At 54.9% G+C, this 16417-nt stretch carries 12 protein-coding genes; 4 read left to right on the top strand and 8 right to left on the bottom strand.

Annotated features, from left to right (window positions below):
- Positions 1–190: 190 nt before the first annotated feature.
- From argH to argC, 3 genes are all read right to left on the bottom strand, one after another.
- Positions 191–1564 carry an argininosuccinate lyase gene (gene argH / locus ACSZO4_RS09495; protein WP_437888679.1) on the bottom strand — a complete coding sequence of 458 codons (1374 nt, stop codon included), beginning with the start codon at positions 1562–1564 and terminating at the stop codon, positions 191–193.
- 82 nt (positions 1565–1646) lie between these two features.
- On the bottom strand, positions 1647–2423 hold the full coding sequence (gene argB, locus ACSZO4_RS09490; RefSeq protein WP_437888678.1) for an acetylglutamate kinase: 777 nt from the start codon (positions 2421–2423) through the stop codon (positions 1647–1649).
- Between the two features lie 15 nt (positions 2424–2438).
- On the bottom strand, positions 2439–3443 hold the full coding sequence (argC, locus tag ACSZO4_RS09485; protein WP_437888677.1) for an N-acetyl-gamma-glutamyl-phosphate reductase: 1005 nt from the start codon (positions 3441–3443) through the stop codon (positions 2439–2441).
- Between the two features lie 173 nt (positions 3444–3616).
- Here argC and argE point away from each other — a divergent pair, with 173 nt between their 5' ends.
- The 3 genes from argE (at position 3617) to ACSZO4_RS09470 (ending at position 8648) form a co-directional block, all read left to right on the top strand.
- On the top strand, positions 3617–4768 hold the full coding sequence (gene argE / locus ACSZO4_RS09480; protein ID WP_437888676.1) for an acetylornithine deacetylase: 1152 nt from the start codon (positions 3617–3619) through the stop codon (positions 4766–4768).
- Between the two features lie 272 nt (positions 4769–5040).
- The gene (gene ppc / locus ACSZO4_RS09475) at positions 5041–7692 is read left to right on the top strand and encodes a phosphoenolpyruvate carboxylase (RefSeq protein ID WP_437888675.1); all 2652 of its coding nucleotides are present in this window, start codon (positions 5041–5043) and stop codon (positions 7690–7692) included.
- Positions 7693–7787: 95 nt separating this feature from the next.
- A complete protein-coding gene (locus tag ACSZO4_RS09470) occupies positions 7788–8648 on the top strand; it encodes an AraC family transcriptional regulator (protein WP_437888674.1) in 861 nt (286 codons plus the stop codon).
- Here the strand turns inward: ACSZO4_RS09470 and ACSZO4_RS09465 are convergent.
- From ACSZO4_RS09465 to ACSZO4_RS09445, 5 genes are read right to left on the bottom strand one after another with little or no spacing between them, the layout of a single operon-like run.
- A complete protein-coding gene (locus tag ACSZO4_RS09465; RefSeq protein WP_437888673.1) occupies positions 8620–8991 on the bottom strand; it encodes a PTS fructose-like transporter subunit IIB in 372 nt (123 codons plus the stop codon). The two genes, ACSZO4_RS09470 and ACSZO4_RS09465, sit on opposite strands and share 29 nt — an antisense overlap.
- A 1-nt stretch (position 8992) precedes the next feature.
- Positions 8993–9871 (bottom strand): [formate-C-acetyltransferase]-activating enzyme, encoded by an 879-nt coding sequence (locus tag ACSZO4_RS09460; protein ID WP_437888672.1) that lies wholly within the window; start codon positions 9869–9871, stop codon positions 8993–8995.
- The gene (locus ACSZO4_RS09455) at positions 9837–12134 is read right to left on the bottom strand and encodes a formate C-acetyltransferase (protein ID WP_437888671.1); all 2298 of its coding nucleotides are present in this window, start codon (positions 12132–12134) and stop codon (positions 9837–9839) included. Before ACSZO4_RS09455 ends, ACSZO4_RS09460 begins: the two co-directional genes overlap by 35 nt.
- A gap of 50 nt (positions 12135–12184) precedes the next feature.
- Positions 12185–12505 (bottom strand): PTS fructose-like transporter subunit IIB, encoded by a 321-nt coding sequence (locus ACSZO4_RS09450; RefSeq protein WP_437888670.1) that lies wholly within the window; start codon positions 12503–12505, stop codon positions 12185–12187.
- 14 nt (positions 12506–12519) lie between these two features.
- Complete coding sequence (locus tag ACSZO4_RS09445) at positions 12520–13599, bottom strand: PTS fructose transporter subunit EIIC (RefSeq protein WP_437888669.1); 1080 nt, start codon at positions 13597–13599, stop codon at positions 12520–12522.
- 309 nt (positions 13600–13908) lie between these two features.
- On the opposite strand from ACSZO4_RS09445, the gene ptsP reads away from it, so the two are divergent.
- Positions 13909–16410, top strand: coding sequence for a phosphoenolpyruvate--protein phosphotransferase (gene ptsP / locus ACSZO4_RS09440; protein ID WP_437888668.1), 2502 nt, complete (start codon positions 13909–13911; stop codon positions 16408–16410).
- Positions 16411–16417: the final 7 nt, after the last annotated feature.

Here is a 16417-nt window from a genome sequence, read left to right as displayed (position 1 = left end):
TGTTAGCGCAACCAGTAGATCACACTTCATCGTGCCTTTCACTTTTTCTGGGGATTCCTCAGCCCCGTGGGAGAGGGTCGGGGTGAGGGCATCAGACCGCACAAAGTTATAGAGCCAAAAGGCAACCCTGGTTGCCTTTTTTAATGTTTACTCCCTCTCCCGGTGGGAGAGAACATCCGCCCTCAGAGGATCAAACTAAACGATTTTTCGCCTCAGCAATTGCCTGCGCAACCTGCTGCGGGGAGACGCCGCCTTTGGCTGCACGCTTGTCCAGACAGGATTGCAGCGACAGGATCGGGTAGACATCATCGGCGATAACCGCACTGAATTTCTGCAAATCAGCGAGCGCCAGCTCCTCCAGAGGTTTCCCCTGACGAATAGCTTCGACCACCGCTTCGCCCACAATATGGTGCGCTTCACGGAAAGGTACGCCTTTCGCAACCAGATAATCCGCAAGCTCAGTGGCGTTGGCATAACCCTGCTGCGCCGCTTCCTGGCAACGAGGACGCTTCACCTGAATGCCGTCCAGCACCAGCGCCGCCATATGCAAACAGTCCAGCCAGGTATCAAGCGCGTCGAACAGCCCTTCTTTGTCTTCCTGCATATCTTTGTTATACGCCAGCGGCAGGCCTTTCAGGGTCATCATCATGCCGGTCAGCGCGCCTTGTACACGCCCGCATTTGCCACGGATCAGTTCCAGCGCATCCGGGTTTTTCTTCTGCGGCATCAATGAAGAGCCGGAGGTGACACGGTCGGAAAGCTCCACGAACCCGGCTTCACCGGTGTTGAAGAAAATCAGATCTTCGGCAAAACGGGACAGATGCACCATGCTGATAGAAGCATCGGAGAGCAGCTCCAGCACATGGTCGCGATCCGACACGGTGTCGAGGCTGTTGCGGGTCGCGGAGGCGAAGCCCAGCCAGCCTGCCAGCTGTTCACGATCGATTTCATAGGCAGTTCCCGCCAGTGCGCCGCAACCCAGCGGGCTGACGTCAAGACGTTTCAGGGTATCCTGCAAACGACTTTCATCACGCGCCAGCATTTCGACATAGGCCAGGCACCAGTGGGCAAACGTCACCGGCTGAGCACGTTGCAGATGGGTGTAACCCGGCATCACGGCATCCTGGTTATTCTCTGCAGTCTCCACCAGCGCGCTTTGCAGCTGACGGCAGGCAACGAGCAGTTCAACCACCGTGTCTTTGCACCACAGTTTAAGGTCGGTCGCGACCTGGTCGTTACGGCTACGTCCGGTGTGCAGCTTTTTACCCAACTGGCCGACTTTATCGATCAGCTTGCCTTCGACCCAGCTATGAATATCTTCGGCATCGCTTTCGAGGATCTGCTGCGGGTTCGCCTGAACCTCTTGCAGCAAAACGTTCAGTGCTTCTTCCAGCTGAACCTGCTCATCGCTGGTTAACACGCCAACGGTGACCAGCGCTTTGGACCAGGCCACAGAGCCAACGATATCCTGCTCCGCCAGGCGATAGTCAAAGCGCAAAGAGTCGTTGAACTGTTTGAACCGTTGATCTGCAGCCTGTGAAAAACGCCCACCCCAAAGTGCCATAACATGCTTCCTTAAATTTATTGAGTGTTGTCCCTCTTTATCCCCTTGCCCTCCTGGAGAGGGTAAGGGTGAGGGAAAAATCTTATGCGAGAATACGGGTACCGATAGGCGTGCCGTTAAACAGCGCCGGTAATTGCTCGGCATGACGCCAGGAGGCAATATCCACCGGGCGATTCAACGCGCGGGCAGCATCCAGCGCGGCGTTAACTTTCACAATCATGCCATCGGTAATAATGCCCTGGGCAATCAGCTGTTCTGCTTTGGCCGCTGTCATTTCAGCGATACGCTGACCTTTGCCGTCCAGAATACCGCTCACGTCAGAGAGCAGAATCAAATCCGCGCCAAGGGTTGCCGCCAGCGCCGTAGCCGCCTGGTCAGCGTTAACGTTCATCAGGCGGCCATCGTCGGTGACGCCAATAGAACTGATAACCGGCAGGAAACCGCCATCGAGCAGAGAGGTCACCAGCTTCGGTGAACCTGGCAGCGCCTGGCCCACATGGCCCAGCTCTTTGTCCAGTTGCGTCACTTTCACGCTGTCACCGTCGCCGAGGAACAGACCAACGGAGGCAATCTTATGCTTCTTCGCCCAGGCCAGCAGCGTTTTGTTGGCGGTACCCGCCAGCGCGCCGGTTATAATATCGATTTGATCGGCTGGGGTGACGCGCAGACCATTTTTCTTGGTCACCGGCAGGTTAAGCTGTTTCATCAGCTCATCCACCACGCAGCCGCCGCCGTGGACAATCACCAGCGGACGCTGATGGGATTCACGGTAATTCACCAGCGCGGTAAACAGACGCTCCAGCGCTTCTTCACTATCCAGCAGCACGCCACCGAGTTTAATAATTAATGGGTTCATCATCACGCCTGCACTCAATTAGATAAGAGACTGGGTTTCAGCATAGCCGAAACGAATATTTGCACACTGCACAGCCTGCGCCGCTGCGCCTTTCAAGACGTTATCTTCCGTCGCGACCACGATCAGGTGTTCATCCTGCACCGCGAAACCAATATCGCAGAACGGCAGCCCAACCACATTTTTCAGTGCCGGAACGCCTTTCTCATACAGGCGCACCAGCGGCTTGTCGCCGTAGGCCTGCTGGAAAATCCCGGCAATTTGCGCATGGGTCACGCCAGGCTTCAGGCGGCAGGTGATGGTTTCCAGAATGCCACGCGCGAAGTTACCCAGATGTGGGGTGAAAATCACCTGCGCACCAAGGTGAGTGGTGATCTCCGGATGGTGGCGATGGTTAAACACGCCGTAGGGCTGCAGGCTGACTTCGCAGAAGCTGTTGGAGAGCGCGGCTTTACGCCCTGCGCCGCTCACACCGCTGGTCGCGTTAATAACCGGCCATTGGTTCAGTTCCAGCACACCGGCATCAATCAGCGGTTTAAGCGAGAGCTGCGCCGCCGTGGGGTAACAACCCGGCACCGCGATCAGATTCGCCTCTTTCAGCGCGTCGGTCGCCCACTCAGCCAGGCCATACACCGCCTGGGCGAGGAGCTCAGGATGCTGATGCGTGAAACCGTAGAATTTTTCATAGAACGCGGGATCGTTAACACGGAATGCACCAGACAGGTCAAACACCACGCAACCTGCCGCCAGGAACTGCGGTGCCAGATCGTGGCTCACTTCATGCGCAGTCGCCAGGAACACCACATCCACGCCATCAGTAAACTCGCTGATGTCCGACATGGCCTGGAGCGGCAGATCAACAATGCCTTTCAACTGCGGATGTAAATCGGAGATTAATTTTCCTGCATCATTACTTTGCGCTGAAACCGTCAAAGCGGTTATGTTCATAAGAGGATGGCGATTTACATAGGTCACTAGCTCTGCGCCGGCGTAGCCGCTGGCACCCACAATTAACGTGTTCAACATCGGGGCAGTTTACCTTCTTAGTACGTCATGTTTGCCAGGGAGTGATTCGGCATCAATCCCCACGTCGCTCTGTAAAGGCGCCGAACGGGTTCCTTTACGCTCAACATTAATGTATTTTTATTCACTATTAATGCATGAATATTGATACTATCACGAACTCAGGTATGTCAACAATGAAAATGAATTTGCCGCCATTTATCGAGATTTACCGCGCCCTGATTGGCACGCCGTCCATCAGCGCAACGGAAGAAGCCCTTGATCAAAGCAATGCTTCTTTAATCAATCTGCTGGCTGGATGGTTTGGCGACCTCGGGTTCAGGGTTGAAGTGCAACCTGTCCCCGGCACACGTAACAAGTTTAACCTGTTAGCCAGTATCGGCGAGGGCGCCGGCGGTCTTTTGTTAACCGGCCATACCGATACCGTTCCCTTCGATGATGGTCGCTGGACGCGCGATCCTTTCACCCTGACCGAGCATGACAACAAGCTCTACGGACTGGGCACTGCCGATATGAAAGGCTTCTTCGCCTTCATTCTTGATGCACTGCGTGATGTTGATGTGACGAAGCTGAAAAAGCCGCTCTACGTGCTGGCCACCGCTGACGAAGAGACCAGCATGGCAGGCGCACGCTACTTTGCAGAAAATACGCAGCTTCGCCCGGATTGCGCCATTATCGGCGAGCCAACCTCTCTTCAGCCCGTGCGCGCCCACAAAGGTCATATCTCCAGTGCCATCCGCATCCTTGGGCAGTCGGGTCACTCCAGCGATCCGGCGCGTGGCGTCAACGCTATCGAGCTGATGCATGACGCCATCGGCCATATTTTGCATCTGCGCGATAACCTGAAAGAGCGTTATCACTATGACGCCTTCACCGTGCCGTACCCAACGTTGAACCTCGGTCACATTAACGGCGGCGATGCCTCCAACCGTATTTGCGCCTGCTGCGAACTGCATATGGACATTCGTCCACTGCCGGGCATGACCCTTAACGATCTGAACGGCCTGCTTGAAGAGGCATTAGAGCCGGTAAGCAGCCGCTGGCCGGGTCGTCTGACCGTCTCCGAACTGCATCCGCCGATTCCGGGTTACGAATGTCCGCCGGACCATCAGCTGGTCGAGGTGGTGGAAAAACTGCTGGGCGTGGAGACACAAGTGGTGAACTACTGCACCGAAGCGCCGTTTATTCAGACCCTGTGCCCGACTCTGGTGTTAGGCCCTGGTTCGATTAATCAGGCGCATCAGCCTGATGAATATCTTGAGACGCGCTTTATTAAACCCACTCGCGAGTTAATTACGCAGGTGGTGCATCACTTCTGCTGGCACTGATTTACGCCCTCTTCACCCCGATAAATCGCCGTCGGGGTGAGGAGAAAACGCAGTGACCTTGTTCACAATTCCATAAGCTATGCTTATCTGCCGTAAAGCGAATTAAATTTCGTAAATTCACGCCATTTATTCGTTTGCTGAACCGATTTCGCAGCAATTGACGTCGTGGGTTTTACGTGGCTTTATAAAAGGCGGTGTCTGATATCTATCCGTTTGACGTTGCAGGACGGTGGATATAACAAAATAAAATGAGATGGGGTGTCTGGGTTAACATGAACGAACAATATTCCGCTTTGCGTAGTAATGTCAGTATGCTCGGCAAGCTGCTGGGGGATACCATCAAGGATGCGTTGGGAGAGCACATTCTTGAACGGGTCGAAACAATCCGTAAGCTGTCCAAATCTTCACGTGCTGGTAATGAGGCTAACCGACAGGAACTGCTCAATACGCTGCAAAACCTGTCAAATGATGAACTGCTGCCGGTCGCTCGCGCCTTCAGCCAGTTTCTGAATCTTGCCAATACCGCCGAGCAATACCACAGCATTTCTCCGAAAGGCGAAGCCGCAAACAACCCGGAAGTGATTGCTCGTACGCTGCGTAAACTGAAAGACCAACCCGATCTCAACGAAGCGGACATCAAGAAAGCCGTTGAATCGCTGTCGCTGGAGCTGGTGCTGACCGCCCACCCGACAGAGATCACCCGCCGTACGCTTATCCACAAAATGGTGGAAGTGAACAACTGCTTAAAGCAGCTGGATAACACCGATATCGCCGACTATGAGCGCCATCAGCTGATGCGCCGCCTGCGCCAGCTTATCGCGCAGTCCTGGCATACCGATGAAATCCGTAAACATCGCCCGAGCCCGGTCGACGAAGCCAAATGGGGCTTTGCGGTTGTCGAAAACAGTCTGTGGGAAGGCGTGCCTAACTATCTTCGCGAGCTCAACGAACAGCTCGAAGAGAACCTGAATTACAAACTGCCAGTCGATTTCGTCCCGGTCCGCTTTACCTCCTGGATGGGCGGCGACCGCGACGGCAACCCGAACGTTACCGCAGACATTACCCGTCACGTCCTGCTGCTGAGCCGCTGGAAAGCGACCGATCTGTTCCTGAAAGATATTCAGTTGCTGATCTCCGAACTCTCCATGGTGGAGTGTACGGACGAACTGCGCGAGCTGGCCGGTGCCGAAGGCGCACAGGAACCCTATCGCTATCTGATGAAAAAACTGCGCGGCCAGCTGATGGCAACGCAGGCCTGGCTGGAAGCGCGTCTGAAAGGCCAGCGATTGCCGAAACCAGAAGGTCTGCTGAGCCAGAACGAACAACTGTGGGAACCGCTTTACGCCTGTTACAAATCTCTGCAAGCCTGCGGTATGGGCATCATCGCCAATGGTGAACTGCTCGATACCCTTAGGCGCGTGAAATGTTTTGGCGTGCCGCTGGTGCGTATTGACGTTCGTCAGGAAAGCACCCGTCACACCGAAGCGCTGGGCGAACTGACCCGTTACCTGGGTATCGGTGATTATGAAAGCTGGTCCGAAGCCGACAAACAGGCATTCCTGATCCGCGAGCTGAACTCCAAGCGTCCTCTGCTACCGCGTAACTGGGAGCCGAGCAATGAAACCCTCGAGGTGCTCAGGACCTGCAAAGCGATCGTTGATGCGCCGAAAGGATCGGTTGCCGCCTATGTGATCTCCATGGCGAAGACCCCGTCCGACGTTCTGGGTGTGCACCTGCTGCTCAAAGAAGCCGGTATCGACTATGCTCTGCCGGTCGCGCCTCTGTTTGAAACCCTCGATGACCTGAACAATGCTGATGACGTGATGACCCAGTTGCTGAACATCGACTGGTATCGCGGCTTTATCCAGGGCAAACAGATGGTGATGATTGGCTATTCCGACTCCGCAAAAGACGCAGGCGTGATGGCGGCTTCCTGGGCGCAGTATCAGGCTCAGGACGCGTTAATCAAAACCTGTGAAAAAGCGGGTATCGAACTGACGCTGTTCCACGGACGCGGCGGCTCGATTGGTCGTGGCGGCGCACCGGCTCATGCCGCACTGCTCTCCCAACCGCCAGGCAGCCTGAAAGGGGGTCTGCGCGTGACCGAACAGGGCGAGATGATTCGCTTCAAATACGGTCTGCCGGAAGTCACCATCAGCAGTCTGACGCTCTACACCAGCGCCATTCTGGAAGCGAACCTGCTGCCGCCGCCGGAGCCAAAAGATGGCTGGCGTCATATCATGGACGAGCTGTCGGACATCTCCTGCGACATGTACCGTGGTTACGTGCGTGAAAACAAAGACTTCGTGCCTTACTTCCGCTCGGCAACCCCTGAGCAGGAGTTAGGCAAACTGCCGCTCGGTTCCCGTCCGGCTAAACGTCGACCGACCGGTGGCGTAGAGTCCTTGCGTGCCATTCCGTGGATCTTCGCCTGGACGCAGAACCGTCTGATGCTTCCGGCCTGGCTGGGTGCGGGCGCTGCACTGCAAAAAGTGGTGGAAGATGGTAAACAGAGCGATCTGGAAGCGATGTGTCGCGACTGGCCGTTCTTCTCTACTCGTCTGGGTATGCTGGAAATGGTCTTCTCGAAAGCAGACCTGTGGCTGGCGGACTACTACGACCAGCGTCTGGTTGCTCCGGAGCTGTGGGCGCTGGGTTCAGAGCTGCGTAAGCTGCTCCAGGCCGACATCAACGTGGTACTGGCTATCGCCAACGACTCGCACCTGATGGCCGATTTGCCATGGATCGCCGAGTCCATTCAGTTGCGCAATATTTATACCGATCCGCTGAATGTGCTCCAGGCGGAACTGCTGCACCGTTCGCGTAAAGCGGAAGAGGAAGGTAAAGAGCCGGATCGCCGCGTTGAGCAGGCGCTGATGGTCACTATCGCTGGTGTGGCGGCAGGTATGCGTAATACCGGCTAATTCTCCCGGCATTCAGCAAAAGGCCACACCAGATGTGGCCTTTTTTTATGCCGCCAGTTAAGGTGATGTGGTTCGCGTGCAAGGAAAAGGAAACCATGAATTACGACGTCAGCCACCTTCTCTCTCGCCTGATTGGCGGCCCGACGCCCCTGCGCCAGATCTGCTTCTCAGGCGCAACCGGCCCCGCGCCGTCACTCGCCTTGCAGGTAGATTTCCCTCGTCTGGAGATTGTGCTGGAGGGGGTGCTGGACGATCTGGGTATCGCCGGAGAGACGCCATTAATGGTGGAGCAGGACGTTCTGTATGTCCCGGCAGGCAGCTGGAATTTCCCGCAATGGTCCACGCCCGCCACCACGTTGAGCATCATGTTTGGCAAGCAGCAACTGGGATTTAGCGTCACACGCTGGGACGGCGAAGAGCTGTATAACCTGACAAAACAGCACGTTGCCCGCCGTGGTCCGCGTATCGGCTCTTTCCTGTTACAAACACTGCATGAAATACAGATGCAACCCAAAGAGCAGCAAACCGCCCGCTTGATTGTGGCCAGCCTGCTGAGTCACTGCCACGATCTGCTCGGCAGCCAGATTCAAACCGCATCCAAAAGTCAGGCGCTTTTCGAAGCCATTCGCGACTATATCGACGAACATTACGCTATGCCTCTGACCCGTGAATCCGTGGCGCAGTCTTTTTATATCTCCCCCAACTACCTTTCCCACCTTTTCCAGAAAACCGGCGCCATTGGCTTTAACGAATACCTCAACCACACCCGGCTCGAGCACGCTAAAGCGCTGCTTAAGGGTTATGATCTGAAAGTAAAAGAGGTCGCGCACACCTGCGGGTTCGTGGACAGCAACTATTTCTGCCGCCTGTTTCGTAAAAACACCGAGCGTTCACCGTCGGAATATCGTCGGCAATATCACAGCCAGCTCACCGAAAAGAAGGCGATTCCAGAATAAGTCGGGTGTGTTGCGGGGCAGAAAGGAGCTTTCGCGCCGCAATCATCACGCGTTGAGGGTCCCGCAAAAAGAGGTTTATGCCTGACTGGATGGAACGGCTGTGGGCAAATCTTTCCGCACCCGCCAGCTCAATGTCGGTGATCAACAAAACGACATCGGCACGGCTGATATCTTCTTCCGTCAGGCGATTCTCTGTACCCAGCGCCCCCTGGGTTTCAATCTTAATGCTCCAGTTTTCCAGCTGACAGAGCTTTTCCAGCCGTTCAGCGGCCATATAGGTGTGCGCCACACCACTAACGCAAGCGGTCACTGCGACCAAATATTTGACGGGTGCAGCTGACATATTAGCCTCCCACGGTTACCTGGAACCCGGCACACTCCGCCATAGTGCGAAGCCTTGCCATCTCTTGCACTGAGGGTGCAGGAACATCTTTCATTAACCACTGCTGCCCGAGCATGCGGTACTTAGGCGCACCATACTGATGAAACGGCAACAGGTGGATCTGCTGTAAGCCCAGCGATGACAACAATGTTAGCGCACGCTGTAGATTTTCGTTATTGAGCGTGAAACCCGGAATCAGCGGAATTCGGGGGATAACAGTGATTTTCTCTCTCACCAGCAGCTGCAAATTATCCAGCACACGAGGCTGATTCATATTAACCACTTTATGGGCCAAAACCGGATCCATAATTTTGAGATCAAACAGCACTTCATCACACTCTTTCGCCAACGAAAGCAATCTGCCCGGTGGAGCATCCCCCGCCGTTTCGATTGCTCGCTGAACGCCCCAGCGCCGCAGACGCTGCAGGAATCGCGTGGCGAAAGGTGCCTGCATCAGCACCTCGCCACCGGAAAGCGTGACGCCGCCGCCGGAGGTACGAAAGAAGACATCATCTTTCATGACTTCACATTCCAGTTCATCCAGCGTGACGTCACGGCCAATCCGCTCAAACGCGCCGGACGGGCACTCATCGACATCCCGTAAACAGGGCGCACAATGCAGGCATTTACCCTCCCGGCGCACCGTTTCAATACGGGGTGACATTGACTCAGGGTTGGCGCACCACGGGCAGGTATGCGGGCAGCCTTTAAAAAAAACGACCGTACGGATCCCTTGTCCGTCATTCAGCGAATAACGCTGAATATTGAAAATACGCGCACACTCCCCGGCGTCAGACTCCACTATCTCACAGCTGATGCGCTGTGCGGCGAATGATGTCATCCTGGATTTCCTTCGACAGCTCAACAAAAAAGGCGCTGTAGCCCGCCACGCGCACCACCAGCCCGGCAAAATTTTGCGGACACTGTTGGGCTTCCCGCAGCGTATCGGCGTTCACAACATTAAACTGGATGTGTTGAAGCTTGAGTTGAGTAAAGGCCCGCAGAAAATCCGCTAATTTGCATAGCCCGGCATCTCCCTCAAGGGTCGCAGGCGTGAATTTCACGTTCAGTAAAGTGCCATTAGAAAGCAGCGTATTATCCAGTTTACTGACCGACTTCAGTACCGCCGTCGGCCCTTGCGTATCCTGTCCGAGCATCGGCGACAGCCCGCCATCCGCCAGCTGCTCGCCACAATAGCGACCATCGGGCGTCGCGCCCACAACAGCCCCCAAAGGCACGTGCGCCGAAACGGTATACGAGCCCGGCGTAAATTGCCCGCCGCGCGGATTCTGGTATTTTTCCACCTCTTTACAGTAGTGACGCAGCAGTCCGGCGCTGATGTTATCCACTTCATCAATGTCATTACCGTATTTTTCGAAGCGGTTCATCAGTCTTGCACGAACCTTTTCTCCTTCCGGCGTGGCGAAATTCTCTTTTAAGACCATCAGAAGTTCATCGAAGCTGAGCCGCTGCTGCTCAAATACCAGTCCGTTAAGCGCGTGCAGGGAGTCACTGAGGTTCGCAATGCCAATCCCCTGCACGCCAGAGAAGTTGTAACGTACGCCGCCATCGGTAATGTCGCAACCTTTAGCCAGACAGTCGCTGATAAATGATGAGAGCAGCGGTACTGGCGCCCAGTCGCGGTGCCCAATATCGCAAATGTTGCTCCCCTCCACCATGAGTGCGATGTAGTGGCTGATCTTAGTGCGAATATGCGCCAACAGGTCGTCATACGTCAGCGCATCGTTGCCTTCATTCTCATACAGGCTAATTTCCATGACCTTCAGCAGATTAAACATGGCGATATCATGCAAGCCGTAAGTTCTGCCGGGAATCGACAACTCCACGCAGCCAACTACTGCGTAATCACGGGCATCCTCCAGCGATACTCCCCGATTGAGGAACGCAGGAACCACCACTTCGTCATTGAAGATCTGCGGAATACCGGTGCCCAGGCGAATCGTCTGAGCCGTTTTCATCAGAAACGGCGTATCGATGAGGGCATTGGTGCGGACCCCCAGATTGGGCTGGGGTAGCTGTACGGACTGATAAGCATCGAGACAGAGGAATGAAAGTACGTTCACTGCGCTACGTCCGTGCGCCGTCAGGCCACCGAGCAGCGCGGTATAACCTGTCGGGAATCCGGCAAAATAGCGCGCACTGCTGGTGGAGCGCAGCAGAACGATGTCATTGCATTTCACCCAAAGCGATTCAAGGATCTCTTGTAAAAACGCCGGGTCCTCGCCCTGCGTCAGCGAGGCCTGGTAGAATGGCAGCATGTACTGGTCGAAGCGCCCCAGCGAGAGTGAGCTGGCATTCGATTCATACTGCAGAATAATGTTCATGTACCAGAACAACTGACACGCCTGCCAGAAGGTCTGTGGTTTATGCAGGGCATTGTGCCGCGAGTTGGCAGCGATAGAGAGCAACTCCTGACAGCGGCTTTCATCCTGGCAATGTTCGGCCATCTCCTGCGCAAGAGCGGCGTAACGCAAAATGTGTTTTTGCGAAGCCTCGAGCAGCAAAAGCGCCGCCGCATAAAATGGGTTCGCGGGATCCTTCTCTCTGTACCCCTGCATCTGGACCACAAGCTCACCCAGCCCATGGTTCAGCAGGTGGGGGTAATCAATGATGATATGGCCCTGGCCTTTATCCGTCTGGTTGATACTAAAAATCTGCGTACTGACCGCAGCCTTAACCTCATCCGTCACCTGACCGTTGATGAAGTCCTTCATTGAGCGTTTTTCCCAGTACGGAAACAGTTCTTCACGATAAAGGCGCTTATCCTCCTCGCTGATAGCAAAGCGATCCTGAGGACGCACCGGGAACTGTTCTAACTCTTTAAGCAGCCAGTAAGGATCCATTTCCGGCGACATAATGCCCGCACGCGGTTTCACGGTACGGTTTCCAGCAATTAGCTCCTCATCACGAATCAAGATCTCTACTTTTTCAAGGATATATGCCGTCGCCTTTGCACGGCGCAAAATGACGGGTTCACCCTCCGTTTGCTGATGGCTGGCGGTATAAAGCCGCGCGCGCTCAAGCGAAATTTCACGGGGATGTTGAAACAGAGCAGCTTTCAGGCGTTGAATGCGATTCGTCATGAGGAGATCCTTGAAAAGCAAGCCCGCCCAGTGGGCGGGCGGGAAAGGGATTAAGCTGTTTGTGCCAGATGCGCGTCAATTTTGTTCATGATGACATCCGCGCGCTTCACGGCGTCGCTGATATTGACGCGGACAATCGTTTTGCCAGCGAAGCGCTCCTCAAACTTGATACCGATGTCTTTGGTCAGAATCACCATATCCGCCCCGGCAACATCTTCCATGGTCAGCTCATTTTCCAGGCCAATCGAACCCTGAGTTTCAACCTTTACATCCCAACCCTTTGCTTTGGCCGCACTCTCCAGTGCCTCAGCAGCCATATAGGTATGTGCAACACCAGAAGGACATGCTGTTACTGCAATAATCTTGGTCATGGCTTATTCCTCACTTAATTCATTTCAAACTCTAAATCCAGGTCGTCTTGTTTCTCCCCGACCTGAGACACTTTCTTACGCGCCAGACTTTTCAGCACGTTAACGCAAACTGCGGTCACCACCGCGCCGACAACGACCGCAGCGATATAACCAATCTTGCCTTCAACCACTGGCAGCACGATCAACCCGCCCCAACCGGCGTAGCATTGCGCACCCAGCAGCGCCGCCGTGACCGTACCGCAGACGGAACCGATCATAATGGAAGGGATCACGCGCAGCGGATCCGCCGCAGCGAATGGGATCGCGCCTTCAGTTACGCCAACGCACCCCATAACCAGTGCTGCCTTGCCTGCCTCGCACTCTTCAGAGGAGAAATTTTTGCGCCCCATCAGCGTTGCCAGTCCCAGACCCAGAGGTGGCACGCAGATGCCCACGGCAGCAATGGCCACGACGGTGTACACCCCTTGCGACACGCAAATCAGCATAAACGCGTAAGCGACCTTGTTAATTGGGCCCCCCATATCGAAGGCCAGCATGAGCCCCATGATCACCGCCAGCATCACAATGCTGCCCTGCTGCATACCCTGTAGCCATTGCGTCAGACTTTGGGTTAAGGCACCGACCGGCTCACCCAATCCCCACATCATGATGCCTGCAGTGATGAAGGTGCCGACGATAGGGATAACGAAGATAGGCATGACCGAGCGCAACACCTTATGCACCGGTATTTTCTTCAGATAATGAACGACGATGCCGCCGATAATCCCGGCAATCAGCGCACCAAAAAAGCCCGCGCCGAAGCTGTTTCCTACCCATGCGCCAATCGCACAGGGCGCCAGGGCGGAGCGTTCGGCAATGGAATAACCGATATAAGCCGCAAGGAAAGGCACCATCAGCGTGAGCCCCGCTACGCCGATATCAAACAGCTTCTTGAGGTTAGGATCGGTTGCAGCATCCGGTACGGCGCCTTTGCCATACAGCATGACGGATACCGCCAGCAAAATACCGCCAGCCACCACGAAGGGGATCATATGCGAAACACCGGTCATCAAGTGCTGACGGGTATTTTTCAGGATGTGCACCAGCTCTTTCATATGTTGCTCCCGGGCAGCTAAGTGCCCATAACCAGAATGTTGTTGCGGGAAACAATAGGCAATCCGAAGCGGTGCAGACAGTGGATAAAAGGGCCATTTACTGGATTTTTGTAATGTCAGTAGAAAAATGCGATCGGACTCATAACTTGCAGAATCCAGGAATTTATGCGGAAAAAAATTGACTTGTGAGATAAGTCTCACTTTGACGCTTACATTACATTTATCCAGTTTTTGATAGAATTGTCACATGGCGCGATCTGACACCGTCCTTTTATCCTGTGGTCAGAGAACCGTTATGGGAGAGAGGCAATGGCCCTGATTGTAGAATTTATCTGTGAGCTGCCGAATGGCGTACATGCTCGCCCGGCGAGCCAGGTTGAAGCGCTGTGCAATACCTTTAGCTCAAACATTGAATGGCATAACCTGCGTACCGACCGTAAAGGAAACGCCAGGAGTGCGCTGGCACTGATTGGCACCGATACGCTGGCGGGTGATAGCTGCCAGTTGCTCATCTCCGGCCCGGATGAACAAGCTGCCCACCAGCGCCTGAGCCTGTGGATACGCGATGAATTCCCCCACTGCGATGCACCACTGGCCGACATCGGCAGCAGTGAACTGGAGCCGCTTCCCGCTTCGCTCACCCATCTTAACCCACAACTTTTTCGCGCCCACACCGTGAGCAACGGCAGCGCCGGGGGGATTCTGACGCTTCTCAGCTCGCTGGATCTCAATGCGCTCAGCGAACTTCCCGCCGCCAACGATGTTGAATCCGAACAATCTGCACTGGATAAGGGACTTGCGCGGTTAATCAAGAATATTGAGTTTCGGCTGCTCGACAGCGACGGCGCTACCAGCGCCATTCTGGAAGCGCACCGATCGCTGACGAGTGACACCTCACTGCGCCAGCATTTACTAAGTGGTATCTCCCGCGGTTTAAGCTGCGCCGAAGCGATCATTGAAAGCGCCAGACACTTTTGTGATGAGTTTTCCCGTTCAGGCAGTAGCTATCTACAAGAACGTGCGCTGGATGTCCGCGACGTTTGTTTCCAGCTTTTACAGCAGATTTATGGCGAACAACGCTTCCCGGCGCCGGGCAAACTGACCCAACCTGCAGTCTGCATGGCTGACGAACTGACCCCCAGCCAGTTCCTCGAACTGGACAAAACACAGCTCAAAGGCTTGCTGCTGAGAAGCGGCGGAACGACGTCGCACACGGTTATTCTTGCGCGCTCATTTAATATCCCGACGCTGGTCGGTGTGGAAATCGAGGCATTAACTCCCTGGTTGCAGCAAAAAGTCTACATCGACGGTAACGCAGGTGCGGTGATTGTCGATCCTGATGAAGCCATTGACCGCTACTATCTCCAGGAAGCCCGGATGCAGGATGCCCTGCAGGATCAGCAACGTATCTGGCTCACTCAGCAAGCATATACGGCCGACAACATCCGCATGGAAGTGGCCGCCAACATTGCTCATTCAGTGGAAGCGCAGGCAGCTTTTGGTAATGGGGCAGAAGCCATCGGCCTTTTCCGCACTGAAATGCTGTATATGGACCGAGCCAGCGCCCCGGACGAGAAAGAGTTGTACAACATTTTTTGCCAGGCACTGGTGCCTGCTCAGGGACGCAGCATTATCGTGCGTACAATGGATATCGGCGGCGACAAACCCGTGGATTACCTGAATATCCCTGCCGAGGCTAACCCGTTCCTCGGTTATCGCGCTGTACGTATTTATGAAGAATATGCCACGCTGTTTACCACTCAACTGCGGTCGATCCTGCGCGCGTCAGCCCACGGCAGCCTGAAAATCATGATCCCGATGATCTCCTCAATGGAGGAAATTCTGTGGGTGAAAGAGAAGCTGGCGGAAGCCAAACAGCAGCTGCGTAATGAACATGTTCCTTTTGATGAGAAAATCCAGCTCGGTATCATGCTGGAAGTGCCGTCAGTGATGTTCATCATCGATCAGTGCTGTGAAGAGATTGATTTCTTTAGCATTGGCAGCAATGACCTGACCCAGTACCTGCTTGCCGTTGACCGGGATAACGCCAAAGTAACCCGCCACTATAACAGCCTGAACCCCGCCTTCCTGCGTGCGCTGGACTACGCCGTTCAGGCCGTACATCGCCAGGGTAAATGGATTGGCCTGTGCGGTGAACTCGGAGCCAAAGGGTCGGTACTGCCGTTACTGGTCGGCCTTGGTCTGGACGAAATCAGCATGAGCGCGCCGTCAATTCCCGCCACCAAAGCGCGCATGGCGCAGCTCGACAGCCGCGCCTGTCGACAACTGCTCAATCAGGCAATGGCCTGCCGCACCTCGCTGGAGGTAGAACATCTTCTTGCGCAGTTCCGCATGACTCAGCAGGACGCCCCGCTAATCGCCAACCAGTGCATCACGCTTGATAGCGACTGGCGTAGCAAAGAAGAAGTCATTAAAGGGATGACCGATAATTTATTGCTGGCCGGGCGCTGCCGCTATCCGCGCAAACTCGAAGCGGACCTCTGGGCTCGCGAAGCCGTTTTTTCGACCGGGCTGGGCTTTAGCTTTGCTATTCCCCACAGCAAATCCGAACATATTGAGCAATCAACCATTAGCGTTGCACGCCTGCCAGCCCCGGTACGCTGGGGCGATGAGGAGGCACAATTCATCATTATGCTGACGCTAAACAAACACGCCGCTGGCGACCAGCACATGCGTATTTTCTCCCGCCTGGCTCGTCGCATCATGCACGAAGAATTCCGCAACACCCTGGTCAACGCTGACTCAGCGCAGTCACTTGCCAGCCTGCTGCAACGCGAATTAGAACTGTAAAACTGAA

This window comes from Phytobacter sp. V91, assembly GCF_965644225.1.
Classification (GTDB): Bacteria; Pseudomonadota; Gammaproteobacteria; order Enterobacterales; family Enterobacteriaceae; genus CBFFRJ01.
Note: the sequence above shows the minus strand (reverse complement) of the source record. Positions and strands in the feature narration are given on the sequence as shown.